The 17046-nt window shown below is 39.5% G+C and carries 11 protein-coding genes; 6 read left to right on the top strand and 5 right to left on the bottom strand.

Going from position 1 to position 17046, the window contains the following annotated elements; genetic code table 11:
- Nucleotides 1–1974 carry a transglutaminase family protein gene (locus DRW42_RS22175; protein ID WP_113951062.1) on the bottom strand — a complete coding sequence of 658 codons (1974 nt, stop codon included), beginning with the start codon at nt 1972–1974 and terminating at the stop codon, nt 1–3.
- Nucleotides 1975–2158: 184 nt separating this feature from the next.
- Here DRW42_RS22175 and DRW42_RS22170 point away from each other — a divergent pair, with 184 nt between their 5' ends.
- Both DRW42_RS22170 and DRW42_RS22165 read left to right on the top strand, forming a co-directional pair.
- Complete coding sequence (locus DRW42_RS22170) at nt 2159–3112, top strand: 3'-5' exonuclease (RefSeq protein WP_113951061.1); 954 nt, start codon at nt 2159–2161, stop codon at nt 3110–3112.
- A gap of 98 nt (nt 3113–3210) precedes the next feature.
- Nucleotides 3211–5070 (top strand): M1 family metallopeptidase, encoded by a 1860-nt coding sequence (locus DRW42_RS22165; RefSeq protein WP_113951131.1) that lies wholly within the window; start codon nt 3211–3213, stop codon nt 5068–5070.
- 109 nt (nt 5071–5179) lie between these two features.
- On the opposite strand, the gene queG is transcribed toward DRW42_RS22165, so the two are convergent.
- The gene (gene queG / locus DRW42_RS22160; protein ID WP_113951060.1) at nt 5180–6112 is read right to left on the bottom strand and encodes a tRNA epoxyqueuosine(34) reductase QueG; all 933 of its coding nucleotides are present in this window, start codon (nt 6110–6112) and stop codon (nt 5180–5182) included.
- A 138-nt stretch (nt 6113–6250) separates the two neighbouring features.
- Between queG and DRW42_RS22155 the strand changes: the two genes are divergently transcribed.
- The gene (locus DRW42_RS22155; protein WP_113951059.1) at nt 6251–6457 is read left to right on the top strand and encodes a hypothetical protein; all 207 of its coding nucleotides are present in this window, start codon (nt 6251–6253) and stop codon (nt 6455–6457) included.
- Between the two features lie 60 nt (nt 6458–6517).
- Here DRW42_RS22155 and DRW42_RS22150 read toward each other — a convergent pair whose 3' ends face one another.
- The 3 genes from DRW42_RS22150 to DRW42_RS22140 form a co-directional block, all read right to left on the bottom strand.
- Complete coding sequence (locus DRW42_RS22150; RefSeq protein WP_113951058.1) at nt 6518–8026, bottom strand: bifunctional GNAT family N-acetyltransferase/carbon-nitrogen hydrolase family protein; 1509 nt, start codon at nt 8024–8026, stop codon at nt 6518–6520.
- A 453-nt stretch (nt 8027–8479) separates the two neighbouring features.
- Nucleotides 8480–9502, bottom strand: coding sequence for a Holliday junction branch migration DNA helicase RuvB (ruvB, locus tag DRW42_RS22145; RefSeq protein WP_113951057.1), 1023 nt, complete (start codon nt 9500–9502; stop codon nt 8480–8482).
- A gap of 32 nt (nt 9503–9534) precedes the next feature.
- A complete protein-coding gene (locus tag DRW42_RS22140; RefSeq protein ID WP_113951056.1) occupies nt 9535–10428 on the bottom strand; it encodes a 3-hydroxybutyryl-CoA dehydrogenase in 894 nt (297 codons plus the stop codon).
- Nucleotides 10429–10988: 560 nt separating this feature from the next.
- Between DRW42_RS22140 and DRW42_RS22135 the strand changes: the two genes are divergently transcribed.
- The 3 genes from DRW42_RS22135 to DRW42_RS22125 are packed head-to-tail and all read left to right on the top strand — an operon-like array spanning nt 10989 to nt 16649.
- Complete coding sequence (locus tag DRW42_RS22135; RefSeq protein ID WP_113951055.1) at nt 10989–14099, top strand: SusC/RagA family TonB-linked outer membrane protein; 3111 nt, start codon at nt 10989–10991, stop codon at nt 14097–14099.
- Nucleotides 14100–14110: 11 nt separating this feature from the next.
- A complete protein-coding gene (locus DRW42_RS22130; RefSeq protein ID WP_244215350.1) occupies nt 14111–15712 on the top strand; it encodes a SusD/RagB family nutrient-binding outer membrane lipoprotein in 1602 nt (533 codons plus the stop codon).
- 22 nt (nt 15713–15734) lie between these two features.
- A complete protein-coding gene (locus DRW42_RS22125) occupies nt 15735–16649 on the top strand; it encodes a DUF1735 domain-containing protein (RefSeq protein ID WP_158544382.1) in 915 nt (304 codons plus the stop codon).
- The last annotated feature ends 397 nt before the right edge of the window (nt 16650–17046 follow it).

The raw sequence follows: 17046 nt of genomic DNA, 5'->3' as shown, positions 1-17046 counted from the left end.
TTAGTTTACCTTTTTTAATAAAAATTCTGTTTTCTGGTTCTGGATAATCTTACTGTAGAATTCTTTAAGGTAAAGGTATTCATCTGGCTGATAAATTGCATTATTAAACTGCAAAATCTGGTTTACTGCAAGCGTACCATCCTGTAAATTAGTTTGCAGTAAATATTTCCCGCCGGCATTTGGCAGTGCAATTGCCATATCTTTCGGTTTCTCCAAAAGTTCATAATGGTCTGGCATTGTTACATTGATAATAATGCGTTCATCGGATGCCGCACCTAAATCAACAGGGTAGGTGCGATCGTTTAAATTAAACGGATTTTTTGAAATCGGATTGATAAAAAACGGACTGAGGTAGAACTGTTTGTTATTTGATCCGTCGTTAACCGTAAATTCTATCTCGTATTTTTCTGTCAATGAGTTTTCTACGCTATCCAGATTGGAAATTGTATGTTCCAGAATTTTGATCCTGGTTAAGCGTTCATCCAGTTTTTCGACATATTCATCTGGTGAGCTGTATTTGCCGATTTCTTTTCTCTTTGCATAAGCCGCATAACCCAAGGTATGCGTCATCAATGTGCCTAAAATTTTTCCGTCTGCCGTCAATTTTCCCGTAAGGATATAACTGGTAACGGTTTTCTGACTGGCCTTTAAATCAATCCAATAAGATGGCTTTTTCAGGTTAATTACCCTGCCCTGATCGTTAATGCAACGCAGCGGCAATAATGCGAAAGGTAAAAGTGGTTCGGTAGCATCCAGCAGGTAACTTTTATCCCCAATATTTACTTTAGCCACTAAGTAATTAAAATCGCTCATTACCGGATAAAGTTTGTTTACGGTTCCATTTTCGCGTGTTGATAACAATACAGCTTCGGCATCGAGGTTAGCGGCAGAAAGTGCTGCAATTAAACTCAGGTTCACATCAGCAACATTACCCGTGCGGTTATCGAATGCTCTTTTAATGTTGTCTTCTGAGTATATTCCGTAATAGTTATTCCACTGAATCTGTTTTTTGATGTAGTTATAAATGGCTTTGGCTTTTTCCAGGTCGTCGGCACTTCCTTTGGTAATGGCAGGAATAAGCTCTTTAAATACATCTTTCCGCTTCATCTGATCGCCAAGGGTTTTATAATTCGATAACTCGTAATCGATATCTTTCCATGTTTTGGTATAAGATGTTTTTCCACCATTTAAATTCTGAACATCCGAAAGCTCGAAATAAATGGCTGATTTAAAATTGCTTGGGGCCGTCATGTTATCTTCTTCTATAAATGCAGGAATATTTTTCATGAGGTATTTAATTTTTGAGCAATCTATTGGCGTACCGGATAAACGAAGGCACTCCTTACTCAGCTCAACTTTCTGATCAGTTAACTTCTGAAACCCACGTAGCGAAACATTGTAATTATAAATACCCGGAATGTAAACGAGGTATTCGCTTGATACTTTTGGAATGTCGGACTGAAATTCCCAGGTTTTAAAATTAAACAGGTTGGGTGACCTTAAAATATAACTGTATTCGATTACCGATCCTTCTTTCAAATTGGGGAGGGTAAACTTTGTTAAACGGGTATATTTTGATCTGTCTTCGGTAAAAACAGCTTTTTTATCCATCACTGTTTCTACAAAGTTGTTGTTGATATAGTTAAATGTTGAGGCTTTTAATTCGCTGATGGTTTCTTCGCGATTATTGTCTTTATAAGTGGGGATGATAATATTAGCCTCTTTAAAGCCTTCTTTATTATATAATTTGATTTTCACATGGTGTTCAAAAACAAGGACGAGCGAATGGGTATTATCATCCAGTTGCACCGAAGCCGTGCCAAACTCCTTTAAAACGATGGCATTGGCATTACTATCGAGCGTTTTCCTGTCAAACTCATAGTCATCGTGTGTAATGGCGCCGTAATTAAAATTTTGAGCCTTAGCGGCTAATGATAGTAATAAAAGGAATAGTATGCTTAGTGTTTTATTCATGTGAGCGTATATAAATCTGCGCAATTTAGGTGGAGAAAATAACATTCTAAAATAATTTGACAATTAAATTTATAAATTAATAAAGTGGTTTTAGGGAACTAATGAAACCTTTTTAGCACTTTTGAAAAAAAGAATTTGACATTCCGATTCAAATCTAAATGTCGCTAATCTCACATCTTAAGAAATGAAATTAAATTTAAAACGTCCGTTGGCATTTTTCGATCTCGAAGCTACCGGAATAAATGTTGGAGCTGATAGAATTGTAGAAATCGCGATTTTAAAGGCCATGCCAGATGGTTCTGAAATTGTAAAAACATGGCGTGTAAACCCCGAAATGCCTATTCCTTTGCAAACCTCTTTAATACATGGTATTTATGATGAGGATATTGCAAACGAACCCACTTTTAAAACCCTAGCGGCAGAAATTGCAGAATTTATCGGTGAAAGTGATCTGGCAGGGTATAATTCGAATAAATTTGATATCCCAATGCTTTTAGAGGAGTTTTTAAGGGCTGAAATCGATTTTGACATGAACAACCGGAAATTTGTTGATGTCCAGAATATCTTTCACCAGATGGAACAACGTACTTTAAAAGCGGCCTATAAGTTTTATTGCCAGGAAGATTTAGTAAATGCACATGCTGCTGAAGCTGATGTAATTGCGACTTATAAAGTGTTGCTTGGTCAGTTAGAAATGTATAAAGAAACCGAGTTTGAAAGCAAGCAGGGGGTAAAAAGTATTCCGGTTGTAAACGATGTAGACGCGCTGCATGTTTTTACCAACATCAATAAACCTGTTGATTTTGCAGGCAGATTGGTTTACAATGATGATGACGAAGTTTGTTTTAATTTTGGTAAACATAAAGGTAAAACAACACATCAGGTATTTTCTGTAGAACCGAGTTATTATGCCTGGATGAAACAGGGCGATTTTCCTTTGTACACCAAAAAGAAACTGGATGAGGAATGGGCAAAGTTTAACGCTAAGAAAAACGAAAACAAAGCACCGCGACCTCAAAATGCCGCACCGGCTCAAAAAACACCTTTCCAGAAGAAACCACAGCCAAAACCTGAAAAACCCGCACAACCAATCAATAACGATATGTTAGAGCAGTTGAAGATGAAATTTGGGAAGTAGATATTTGCCTGATTGTTGTATTGCCTGATTGTTAATTGTTAGTTGCTGCGAATTAACTTAAAGCCAAACGCCATGCGCCTAACCCTATGTTTAAAAACATGAAATCTATAAAAATATTTAGTCTTTTATTGTGCACTGCTACTTATGTAAGTGCACAAACAACTCTATCGGTAGCGCCCGAATTTCAGAAAACCTATCAAAAGGAAACCAGGAATGTTAACGGTAAGCCTGGTAAGAACTACTGGCAGAATACTTCGAAGTACGATTTAAATGTAGATTTTAATCCTGTAAGCAGGTTGTTAAAAGGCAAAGTACAGGTTACTTATACCAATAACAGCCCGGATACTTTAAAAGAAATCTGGTTTAAGCTTTATCCTAATCTTTATAAAATAGGTACACCGAGGAAGACCAAGTTTGCCGAGTCTGACCTGGGTGAAGGTGTGGCGATTGAAAAAATGGCTGCTAATGGAAAACCAATCAGCGATTTTAAAATTGACGGGACCAATATGACAGTTAGCGTTCCGGCGGTTATGCCTGGAAAAACAATCAGTTTTGCGATTGATTATAGTTATACTTTAAATAAAGGATCTCATATGCGTACTGGTCAGGTAGATGAAGGTTCGCATTTTGTAGCTTATTTCTTTCCACGTATTGCCGTTTATGATGATGTGGATGGCTGGAATAAATTCCCTTATACCGGTGCTGAAGAGTTTTATAATGATTTCGATCAGTTTAATGCTTCGATTAAGGTTCCGGGTGGCTATGGTGTTTGGGCGACTGGTGACCTGAAAAATCCTTCAGAAGTTTTTCAGAAAGATATAGTTTCCAGAATGTTATCTGCAGAGAAAAATGATGCCGTTATTGATGTAATTACCGATAAAGACCTGGCTGATAAAAAAGTGACGCAACCCAATGCATTTAATACCTTTAAGTTTGAGGCTAAAAATGTAACAGATTTTGTATTTGCCTTGAGCGATCATTATTTATGGAAATCGAGCAGTTTGGTGGTTGATCCTAAAACGAAAAGAAGAACCCGTGTAGATGCTGTTTTTAACCCGAAACACAAAGATTATTATGAAGTAATCGATTTTGCCCGTAAAACGGTAGAAGCAATGAGTTATACTTTTCCAAAATGGCCTTTTCCTTATAATCACGAAACAATATTTGATGGTTTAGACCAGATGGAATACCCGATGATGGTGAACGATAACCCGGTTGATAACCGAACTGATGCCATTACTTTAACCGATCATGAGATTTTTCATACCATGTTTCCATTTTACATGGGCATAAACGAAACCAAATATGGTTGGATGGACGAAGGTTGGGCAACGATAGGCGAGTGGTTAATTTCACCAATGATTGATCCGAGTATTGTGGATGAATATGGTGTACAGCCAACAGCTTCTTCTTCTGGAGGAAAAGACGATACTCCGATTATGACTTTAACACCTGATTTAAAAGGATCGGGCTCATTTACCAATTCTTATCCTAAACCAGGTTTAGCTTACCTGTTTGTTAAGGATTATCTGGGCGATGAACTGTTTACCAAAGCATTACATACTTATATCAAAAACTGGAACGGTAAACACCCAATGCCTTACGATTTCTTTAACAGCATTAACGAAGGTAGTGGCAAGGATTTAAACTGGTTCTGGAAAGCCTGGTTTTTTGAAGGTGGTGTTACCGATTTGGCGATAAAAGCTGTAGATAAAACAGCAAGCGGTTACACGGTTACCATCGAAAATAAAAGCATTAAACCATTACCTATTGATTTAGCCCTGAATTACTCAGATGGTTCAGCAGAAAATAACCACAATACCATTGGTGTTTGGGAAAAAGGAAACAAAGAGGTAAAAATTGATATCAAAACGAATAAGAAATTATCAAAAGTGGTAATGGGCAATCCGCACACACCTGATAAGGTTAAAAGTGATAATAGTTTTTCGGTGAATTAGTATCGGGGCAATTCGTCATCTTTACCGGAATGCAATGAAGCGGAGAGATCTAGCGTGTTAGATTTCTCCATTTCGCTGCGCTTCAGTCGAAATGACGGTAACACTTCATTCAGGGCTTCAAAAAGTCAATATTCCTTTTCAGTCCGGCAAATTTGGTGCGTTTTACGGCCGATCCTTTAAAAACCTTTTTAAAAACATCGTCGGTAATTTCGGTTAAATCTTTGGCACTTAAATCCAATAAGCCACTTTCGGGTTTAAAGGCACTTTCGTTGTGTGCTTTAGAAAAGCGGTTCCAGGGGCAAACATCCTGACAGATATCGCAACCGAACATCCAGTTACTCATTTTATCCTTAAACTCAGTCGGAATTTCGTTTTTAAGCTCGATGGTAAGGTACGAAATGCATTTGCTTCCATCCACCACCTGCGGGGCAATAATGGCATCGGTAGGACAGGCATCCAGACAGCGCGTACAGCTTCCACAGTAATCAGCCTGATAGGGATGGTCGTAATCCAATTCGAGATCAATGATCAGTTCTGCTAAAAAGAAAAAAGAACCATTGGTTTTGCTAATCAGATTTGAGTTTTTACCAATCCAGCCAATTCCCGATTTTTTTGCCCATGCACGGTCTAAAACCGGCGCCGAATCTACAAAAGCCCTTCCGGAAATTTCTCCGATATTTTCTTCAATAAAATAGGTCAGTTCTTTTAGTTTGTCTTTAATTACCGTGTGGTAATCCTGTCCGTAAGCATATTTGGAAATTTTTGGTGCATTAGGATCTGATTGTTTTTCTTCCGTATAATAATTTAAAGATAAGGAAATCACAGATTTAGCACCTTCTACCAAAAGCCGTGGATCAAGACGTTTATCGAAGTAATTTTCCATGTACTTCATTTCGCCGTGGTGGTTTTTATTCAGCCATTTTTCCAGTCTCGGGGCTTCTTCTTCCAGAAACACAGCTTTTGAAATACCACAGGCCAGGAAACCCAAACGCAGGGCTTCATCCTTAATCAACTGGCTATATTTTGCAGAATTATTATACACCGGTTTGCAAAGATAAGGCTTATGATTTAAAACATTTTCAATAATCGCTTGTTCTAAATACAGAAACTAAATTAATTGATTATCGCGCTTCTACATTAAGAAAACAACTTAAACCGGAGTGCTTTTTACAGATAAGATATGGAAAACATAGATCCACAACATACGGAATCAGGAGAAGCTCCTAAACCGATTGAAAAAGATTACGAAAGTCATAAAGAAGATCCGGGACCGGCAAAACCAGCTGTTACCGAAAAAGATGAAAACGGAGGTGGCCAGGCCTTGAAATGGGTATTGCCAATAGCGGTGATTATTGGTTTGATTATCTGGTTTGTACTCAGAAAATAATATTAGCTTTAGATTAAAATGAAATGCCGGTTAGTGATGTGACCGGCATTTTTTATGTTATTATTTTAAAAGTTTAATCTGGTAAAGATCTTTTCTCCTGTCTTTCAGGATTTTTACTGTGCCATAGTGGTGGAGTTCATCAAGTAAGTGAAGATCAACATCTACCACCAAAACCATTTCGGTATTTGGCGTAGCTTCTGCTTTAATGGCATTGGTTGGAAAAGCGAAATCGGAGGGGGTAAAAACGGCCGATTGGGCAAACTGGATATCCATATTGTTCACCTTTGGCAAATTTCCTACACAGCCTGCAATGGCTACATAACATTCGTTTTCTATCGCCCTAGCCTGTGCGCAATGGCGAACGCGGGTATAACCATTCTGTGTATCCGTTAAAAAAGGTACAAAAAGAATCTGCATCCCCTGATCGGCATAAATACGGCTTAACTCCGGGAATTCTACGTCATAACAGATCAGAATACCTACTTTTCCGCAGTCGGTATCAAAAACCTGTACTTTGTCTCCACCGATCATTCCATAATATTTCTGCTCATTTGGAGTGATGTGGATTTTTCTGTATTCGTCGATTTTTCCGGTACGGTGGCAGAGATATGTGGCATTGTAAAGTTTACCGTCCTCAATCAGCGGCATGCTTCCGGTTATGATGTTGGTATTGTAACTTAAAGAGTATTCGTGCATTTTTTGTACAATCTCCTCCGTTTTCTCGGCGAGCTTGCGCATGGCCTCAATCTCAGGCAAGTGGTTATAGGGCTGGAGCAGTGGGGTATTAAATAGCTCCGGAAACATCACAAAGTCTGATTTATAACCACTCAGTGCATCTACAAAGAATTCTACCTGCTCGTAAAAGGCATCCATATTTGGGAATAAACGCATTTCCCATTGTACCAAACCTAAACGGATGGTCATGGCCGAACGGGCCGAAGCATCAATACCCTGATAATAAATGTTGTTCCACTCAATTAGAGTAGCGTATTCTTTTGATTCTTTATCGCCAGGCAAATAGTTCTTTAATACTTTTCTTACGTGAAAATCATTGGAAATCTGAAAAGTAAGCGTAGGATCGTAAATTTCTTTCGACTTTACTTTATCAATATACTGTCTTGGACTTAGTTTATCTGCATATTGGTGATATCCGGGTATCCTGCCACCCGCGATGATGCTTTTAAGGTTTAAACCTTCGCAAAGTTCTTTACGTGCCTCGTACAATCTTCTCCCTAAGCGCAAACCACGGTAATCAGGGTGCACAAAAATTTCGATACCATAAAGTGTATCGCCATTAGGATCATGGGTAGAGAAAGAATAATCGCCGGTAATGAGTTTGTAAGTATGGCGATCGCCATATTCATCGTATTCAACAATAATTGCTAAAGAGCAAGCTACCACTTTATCATCAACCGCAATACATAGCTGCCCTTCGGGAAAGATATTGAGAAGTTTTGCAATACTTGATTTTGGCCAGATGGAGCCGCCCATACTATCGTAAGCCTGAAGCATAGATTCTTTAAGATCTGCGTAATCTTCGAGCGTTAGTTTACGTAATTCAATATTCATAATGTTTGATTTCTATATTAGTGAACACCGAAAGGGCTTAAATGTTCAGAGGGATTTTGTTTTTTAGCAGATCGTCATTGCGAACTGAAGGGTGGGTTTAAGTGGGTTGCGTGAAGCAATCTATTGAACAGATTAGTAGAATTCTCTCCCGAATTGGTAGCATGGACAACTTTCAATAAAAAGGCTCGTCATTGCGAAGAGGTACGACGAAGCAATCTTACAACGATCGCTAGCTACGAAGTTCATTTTTTTTTACCCACCCATAGTAGTAGGATTGCTTCGTGCCTCGCAATGATGACTTTTCGTAGCTTAATCGCCGCACAAGAGTCGAAATGACGGGAGTATGGACAGTGGCGTCATCTCGACTGAAACGGAGAGATCTATCTCAAGATAGATTTCTCGACTTCGTTGCACTCCGCTCGAAATGACGACTTATAATGGAGTCACATTATCCTAAAACAACTTCCCGGTTTGCCCCGGATAATTCTTTTTCAAGTGTTTATATGCGGCTTCAGTAACCTCGCGGCCCCGGGAAGTTCGCATAATATAACCTTCCTGAATTAAAAAGGGTTCATAAACCTCTTCAATAGTGCCTTCATCTTCTCCAACGGCCGTTGCAATGGTTTTTAGGCCTACCGGACCACCTTTAAATTTATCGATAATGGTTACCAATATCCGGTTATCCATCTCATCAAGTCCGTGTTCATCCACATTCAGTGCATCCAGAGCATAACGGGCAATTTCTGTATCAATGTTCCCATTGCCTTTAATCTGCGCAAAATCCCGCGTCCTGCGCAAAAGTGCATTGGCAATACGTGGGGTGCCGCGGCTACGGCGGGCAATTTCGTAAGCACCTTCATCGCTGATTGGTGTTCTAAGTATTTCTGATGAGCGTAAAACGATCGTGGTTAAAAGTTTAGCATCGTAATAGGCCAAACGTGCATTGATTCCAAAACGAGCCCTTAATGGCGCTGTTAGTAAACCAGAACGCGTAGTGGCTCCAACTAATGTAAAGGGATTAAGTGATATCTGTACGGATCGGGCGTTAGGACCAGTTTCCAGCATGATATCGATCTTAAAATCTTCCATGGCTGAGTACAGGTATTCTTCTACCAGGGGAGATAAACGGTGGATCTCGTCGATAAAAAGAATATCACCTTCATCCAAGCCGGTTAACAAACCTGCTAAATCGCCTGGTTTATCGAGCACAGGACCAGAGGTAACTTTAATACCTGTAGCCATTTCGTTGGCTATGATGTGCGAAAGTGTAGTTTTACCCAATCCCGGAGGACCATGTAAAAGCACATGATCCAAAGCCTCACCACGTAATTTCGCCGCCTGAACAAAAATCTTCAGGTTCTCCATCACTTTTTCCTGTCCCGTAAAATCTTCAAAAGCCTGTGGCCTCAACACCCTTTCAATATCGCGATCGGTAGGGGTTAAGTTATTTGCTTCAGGATCCAGATGCTCATTCATACAGCAAATATAAAATTAAAATGCTAAAAAAATTAGGATTTTTTAAATTTATCTGAAACTACGAGATCTTTAGAACCTGGGGTATATTGATAAAAACCTTCGCTAGTTTTAGCTCCTTTTTTACCTGCGGCAACCATATTTACCAGTAAAGGGCACGGTGCATATTTCGGATTGCCAAAACCATCATGTAATACTTTAAGGATGGCCAGGCAAACATCCAGTCCGATAAAATCGGCTAGTTGGAGCGGTCCCATTGGGTGCGCCATGCCTAATTTCATTACCGTATCAATTTCATAAACACCGGCTACACCTTCGTAAAGCGTATAAATGGCTTCGTTAATCATTGGCATTAAAATGCGGTTGGCTACAAAACCCGGATAATCATTTACCTCAACGGGAACTTTTTCAAGGCTTTGAGATAGCGACATAATCGTATTGGTGGTTTCATCGCTGGTGGCGTAACCACGGATTACTTCTACCAGTTTCATTACCGGTACAGGATTCATAAAGTGCATCCCGATAACTTTATCACCCCTGTTGGTTACCGCGGCAATCTGTGTAATGGAAATTGATGATGTATTTGAAGCTAAAATGGCATTTGCCGGCGCATGTTCATCTAAATCTTTAAAGATTTTCAGTTTTAGCTCAACATTTTCGGTAGCGGCTTCAACAATTAGATCTGCATGTTGAACACCCTCTTTAATAGAAGTGTATGATGTAATATTTTTTAGTGTAGTGCTTTTCTGGTCTTCGGTTAAGGTGCCTTTGGCAACCTGACGATCAAGGTTTTTGCTGATGGTTTGTAAGGCTTTATCCAGGGCAGCCTGGTTGATATCAACTAAATTTACCTGATAGTTAAACTGGGCAAAAGTATGGGCAATTCCATTTCCCATGGTACCTGATCCTATAACTGCGATTTGTTTCATCTTTTAAGGGATTTAAAAAGCGAATTTAATTATTTGTAGCAGAGTTCTGCTAATCTTTGATGAATAACCTTTCTGTTATATCACGATGGGGCCCATCATATATTTTGGGTTTTATACGCATGTGGTAGTCATTTTTTTTTTGCTCATTATGTATTCAAGCCTTGAATAGTTGAGAAATATTTTAATTTTTTTTAGTATTTCCATTGTGTTTAATGATAATTAGGTATTTTTTTAGGTGAAAAATAGCTCTATTAACAAATAATATCGAAATTTTAGTTAAAAAATGTCATTTAACATTGTTAAAGTTGTTTATCGATACAAAATATTGGTTTATCGTTTCTTAAATTCTTAGTTATTTCAATTCCTTTTTATTAGAGGCTGAATTATTAATCATCGCATTTGTTCGTAACAGACCGGAACCCTCTCAAATTTCCGCGTGGTGATAAATTTAACTAATCATTTTACAGGTTTTAATTGAAACAGGGCTTCGGGCGCTGTTGCGGTTCTTGTTGTGATTAATTTTTCAGACACATTATTAACTTATTAAACTAAAAATGTAAATGAAAAGAAAACTACTAAAATGTTTGTTGTTCTTTATTGTTCTGCTGGTAACCAGGGTTTCGGCGCAAGAGCGAACAGTTACGGGGGTGGTATCGGCCAAAGAAGACGGATTACCGATTCCCGGGGTAAGTGTAAAAGTGAAAGGAACAAACAACGGCGTAACCACAGGCGCCAATGGAGCTTATTCCATCAAAGTATCATCTGGTAGCCAGATACTGATTTTTACCTTCGTTGGCTACAAAACAAGAGAACAGAATGTTAATGGGAAAAACATTGATGTTACTTTAGAATCTGATGTAAACAGTCTGGATGAAGTTGTAGTTGCTGCAGGAGGTATTAAAAGAACCGCCAGGGAGCAAGGTTATGCATCAACCAGGGTTGATGGTGAATCGTTAACTGCAGGTAAATCGCCAACCATTGCAGGTGGTTTGGTGGGTAAGGTAGCAGGTTTACAGATCAATGCGGTTGGCAGCGGTGTAAATCCAAGTTACCGTTTAGTATTAAGGGGTAACCGCTCCATTACGGGTAATAACCAGGCTTTAATTGTATTGGATGGCGCTGTGGTGCCGAATGCAATTTTAGGAAACATGAATCCTGATGATATCGAAGACATTACCGTACTGAACGGAGCAAGCGGAGCTGCACTTTATGGTTCTGACGCATCAAACGGTGCATTGATCATCACGACCAAAAAAGGTAAAGTTGGTACACCGGTGATTAAGGTGGCGAATACCACTGTATTGGAGCAGGTGAGTTATTATCCCTTATTGCAGAACCGTTTTGGATCAGGCTCAACTTCCGGAGCACAGGTTTATGATCCTATCGAGAATCAACAATACGGACCTGCTTTTGATGGTACATTAAGGCCAATTGGCCGTGTAACCGAAAGTGGTGCCCAGCAATATGCTACTTATTCGGCTACTGATGATAAATACAATTTCTGGAAAACTGGGGTGTCTAATCAAACCGATTTTTCTATTTCCTCAGCAGATGATAAATCATCGAGTTATTTATCGGCACAGTACCTTGATGGATCCGGTACTACTCCAAAAGATAAATATACAAGGGCAGCCATCAGGTTTAACGGCACACGAAAATTTACCGATAGGTTTAGCGCAAATTATAATGCGAGTTATACACAGAACAAGTATGATATTACCAGTGCAACTTCTACTGTTTATGATAACCTGTTAAATACACCTGCCCAGATTCCTTTGTTATCGTATTCTAACTGGCAGGATCCTACTGGCTGGGGTAATCCCGATAGTTATTATAACGATTATTATAAAAATCCTTACTGGTCTATCGATAATTACAGACAGAATACCACAAATGATTATTTAACGGGTTTACTCGAACTGAAATATAAAGCAGCCGACTGGTTGGATTTTACCTATAGGGCGGCCATTACCAACCGCTATTACAGGAATAAGAACAGCACTACAGGTTATAATTACACGCAATATAGTTTAGATCATTCGGCTAAAACCAATCAAAGCAGCGGTGTAAGCGATGAAATGCTGAACACAAGCAATTTTAGCACTGATTTTTTTGCGAACATTAAAAAAGACGTGAAAGATTTCTCATTCAATGCTTTACTCGGTACATCATTAAAAAGTTATATCTATAAAGACCTGAATGCTTCAGGAAGTGGTTTGCAGGTAGCTGAGCTTTATAATTTAGGAAACATTACCGGAACACCATCTGCCGGCGAAGCCAATTACAATACCCGCCAGTATGGCGTATGGGCCGATGTAACGGTCGGTTATAAAAAATACCTTTACCTGCACTTAACAGGCAGGAACGATTGGGTTTCGGTGCTTGCGCCGGCCAACAGGTCGTTTTTCTATCCTGCGGCCGATGTTTCATTCATCCCCACGGATGCTTTTAGCTTCCTGAAAAACAGTAAGGTTTTAGATTACCTGAAAATCAGGGCAGGTGTTTCAAAAGTAGGTAACGTTAACGTAGGTAATACCACAAATGGTGGTGCTTATTCGCTGCAATCTACCTTCGATTCGCAAACTGGTTATGGCTATGGTACCGGATACACACCAAACAATACCCTGGTTTCGAACAATTTAAAGCCTGAGATTACTACGGGTTATGAAGGTGGTGTAGATTTTAGGTTATTTAAAGGTTTAATTGATGGTACTGTAACATATTACAATACCAGCTCAACCGGGCAGGCCATTACAGCCGGTGTGCCTATCACTACTGGTTATAGTTATTACCTCTTAAATACAGGCGAACTGACTAACGAGGGTTTGGAAACGGCCTTACATTTTACGCCGATCAGAAAAGGCGACTGGAAATTAACCGTTGGTGGTAATTACACTTACAACAATAACAAACTGGTTTCATTATCGAACGATTTAACCCGTATCGGGGTAAGCAACAGCTCAACTATTTTCGGTCAGATTGGGGCGGTTTATCCGGTAATTATCGGATCAGATTATATCCGCGATCCGGAAGGCAGGGTAGTGGTTGATAAAAACACGGGTTATCCGGTAGGAACAACAAATGGTAATATTTTAGGTAATACCATCCCTAAAAACAGATTAGGATTGGATTTTCAATTAACCTATAAAGGCTTAACGTTTTCCGGATTGTTTGAATACAGGTCTAACTATGTACAATACAGTACTGCAGGCTCAACATACGATTTTTCGGGATCATCAGCCAGAAGCGCGTATTATAACAGGGAGAAATTTGTATTCCCTAATTCATCGTATTACGACGCTACAAGCGGAACTTATGTTGCCAATAACAGCGTTACCGTATCAGATGGTGGAGCGGGTTTTTGGACCAGCAGCAGTTTATATTCAGGCGTAACGAGCAATTATGTGTATTCGGGTAACTACTGGAAATTGAGGGAGCTTGCATTAGCTTACAAACTTCCATCATCGCTATTAAGGAATGTAAAGTTCATTAAATCGGCCACCATCAGTGCGCAGGGCAGAAACCTGTTTATCTGGCTACCAAAATCGAACGAATATGCTGATCCTGATTACAGCAATAACGGATCTGACAGTAATGCTGTTGGTATTACTTCCTTATCGCAAACGCCTCCAACAAGATACTATGGTGGAACTATATCATTAACTTTTTAATGGCAAGAATTATGAAAAGATTTTTAAAACTAACTGTCCTTTTAACCATCATTTTTGCTGCGCCGGGCTGTAAAAAAGAATATCTGGATATCAATAGCAATACCAACTCGGCTACCTCTTCGTCTCCGGAACTGGTTTTGCCGGCCACATTAAATAATACGGCATCGAATTTTATTACTTATTTTAATTATGGTGCATGGATGGCGGGTTATCAGGCCAATGCGGGTGGATACTCTTTCTCAGGATCGACTTTCTTTACCTATAACTGGAATTCAGGCACAAACAACGGGCTTTTTAACAGCGCTTTCACTGATTTAAGAAGTTTCCAGTATATCATTACTTCAACTTCTGGCGTAAACAAATATGTACTGTTTAATTCAGTGGCCAGGATTATGAAATCGTACTATTATCAGATTCTGGTTGATGAATATGGCAATGTGCCCTATACCGAAGGTTTAGCTGGTACAGATAACCTTACCCCGCATTATGATGATGCCGCAACAATCTATAAATCATTGGTATCTGAAATCGACGCCGCAATTGTTCAGCTTAAAGCAAATGGTACAAGTACCGTAGTAAAAGCGTTAGGTTCTGCCGATGTAATGTTTGGTGGAGATGTTACCAAATGGATTCAGTTTGCAAATAATATTAAACTCCGCATTTTAACCCGTGCACAGGATGGCCCTTTGGCTTCCTTTGCAGCTACCGCATTCGGTACTTTTTCATCAGAAGGTTTTTTGACCAGTGATGTATTGATCGATCCGGGTTATGTAAGTACCAGTGCACGTCAAAATCCACTATGGAATACCTATCATTCTTCTTACACTGGTAGTAATGGCGCTTATGCAGCACAGCAGATCCCTACAAAATGGATTTTTTCATTCTATAACGGAACAAAACTAAGTGATGCAACGCGCGGCGCGCTGATTTATAAAAATTTTGCCGCCAATACTACGCCTACCAACCAGTTGGGTAATGAAAGTAATGTGCCTTCGTGGATTTCGGGATACCCGGCATGGTACATCGGTGTTGGAACAGCTTTAAGTGCACCGGCAGCTCAGGGTATCATTAAAAGCAGGGTAATGGGACAATTGATTATGCCTGCTGCAGAAACCTATTTCTTACTGGCTGAGGCAGCATTGAAAGGTCACACTTTATCGGGCGATGCAGCAACTAATTTCGATAACGGCATCAGGGCATCTTATAATTACCTGCAAAAATCAGGTACAACCACAACATCGGCTTCAAGTACTGTTTTAGACGCTTATCTTACTGCTTATAAAACAGCGAACGCCAGTAGCTACCTGGTAAATTACAGTTTGGCAACTACAAATGCACAACGTTTAGAAGCCATTATTACGCAAAAATATATTGCCCTCAATTTTGTAAATGGTTTTGAAGCCTGGCAGGAATACAAAAGAACAGGTTACCCGGCCATATCCGGAACAGGGGCAACCACAACATTTGTTTCTTTACAGTCGTCGGCAACTACAACAGATCGTTTACCTGTACGAAATTTATACCCTACTACAGAGTATAACTTAAATCCAAATGTTCCGACAGGATTGAGCGCCTACACTTCGAAAATTTTCTGGGATGTTAACACCAATTAGTTTTTAGATAATGAAAATAGATATGAAAAATTATAAAAAAATTGGCCTTGCGTTACTGGCCATTGCAATCGGCTTTTCATCATGCACCAAGCAGGATGGCATTTTTGCCGAAAATGGTTCGAACGGTATTGTAGAGCTGGCCGATCTTCCTTCAAGAACGAGTTCTACTGCTTATGCTTCGGTAACTAAATCTTTTGATGCGGTAACTGAGGTTGATTGTCCAATCCTGATCAACTATACAGGTGTAGATGGTGCTCCGGAAGATGTAACGGTTACTTTAGGGCTCGACCCCACAATTGTTAGCGCAATGTCTACGTCAACTGCAGTTTTAACCAGCTTAGATGCAAGTTTATACACGGTTCCGTCTTATACGGTTACTATACCAAAAGGACAAAAACAGGGAATATTCCACATCAAACTTAAAACCAGTGCTTTCGATTTTAGCAAAAGTTACGCTTTAGGTGTTGTAGTTAAATCTACTTCAGCGGGTACGGTGAGTGGTAATTATGGCAGTGGTTTATTTAAAATTAATGCCAAAAATGTTTACGACGGAATTTACACTGTTGGTGCAGGAAGCAGTGTAACCCGATATACCGCGCCAGGTGTGCCCGCCAATGACGCTTTAAGCGGAAGTTTAGCCGGTAACCCCAATCTAACTTTAAGTACAGTTAGTGCAACAACGGTAGAAATTACCAATTTAAGGTGGGCTGGTGGAACTTCAAGCGTTTCTGGTATTGATAATTTACGGGCTACGGTAGATCCTGCAACAAATTTAGTAACCATGACGGCGCTGGGAAATACCACACTGGCAAATTTAGCAGGTGCAGTTAATAAGTACGATCCAGCTACCAAAACATTTACATTGAATTTTAGATGGAATCCTACCAGCACTACCAGGGATATGACTTTGGTGATTAAGTATGCAAGTGCGAGATAGAAGTTTTGAAATAACTTTAATTTAAATAAATAACTCCTTCTGTTTGTCACGTTGAGCTTGTCGAAACGCCTTAAATAAGTTGATTTTATATAAGGCCTTCGACAAGCTGACGTAGGCAGACTCTAATAGAAAATTCGTCATCTCCGGAGCAAAGCGAAGAGGAGAGATCTACCTCGAGACAGATTTAGCTTCGCTGAGCACTTCGTGGTTCTCGACTGCGTAGCACTCCGCTCGAAATGACTGTATTTTTTGTAGACATATGCACTAACTTCTCTGTCGCTCATATTTGAGTTTTATACAATAAATTATTCTTCAAGCTGACAGGTTGTATGTAGAGAAGAAGTTTTTTTATTTAATTTTTACTTATTATTTAGCGCTCAAAGTGCTGATTAACAAA

Origin of the sequence: Pedobacter miscanthi (genome assembly GCF_003315595.1) — a bacterium.
In the GTDB taxonomy this organism is placed as follows: domain Bacteria; phylum Bacteroidota; class Bacteroidia; order Sphingobacteriales; family Sphingobacteriaceae; genus Pedobacter; species Pedobacter miscanthi.
Note: the sequence above shows the minus strand (reverse complement) of the source record. Positions and strands in the feature narration are given on the sequence as shown.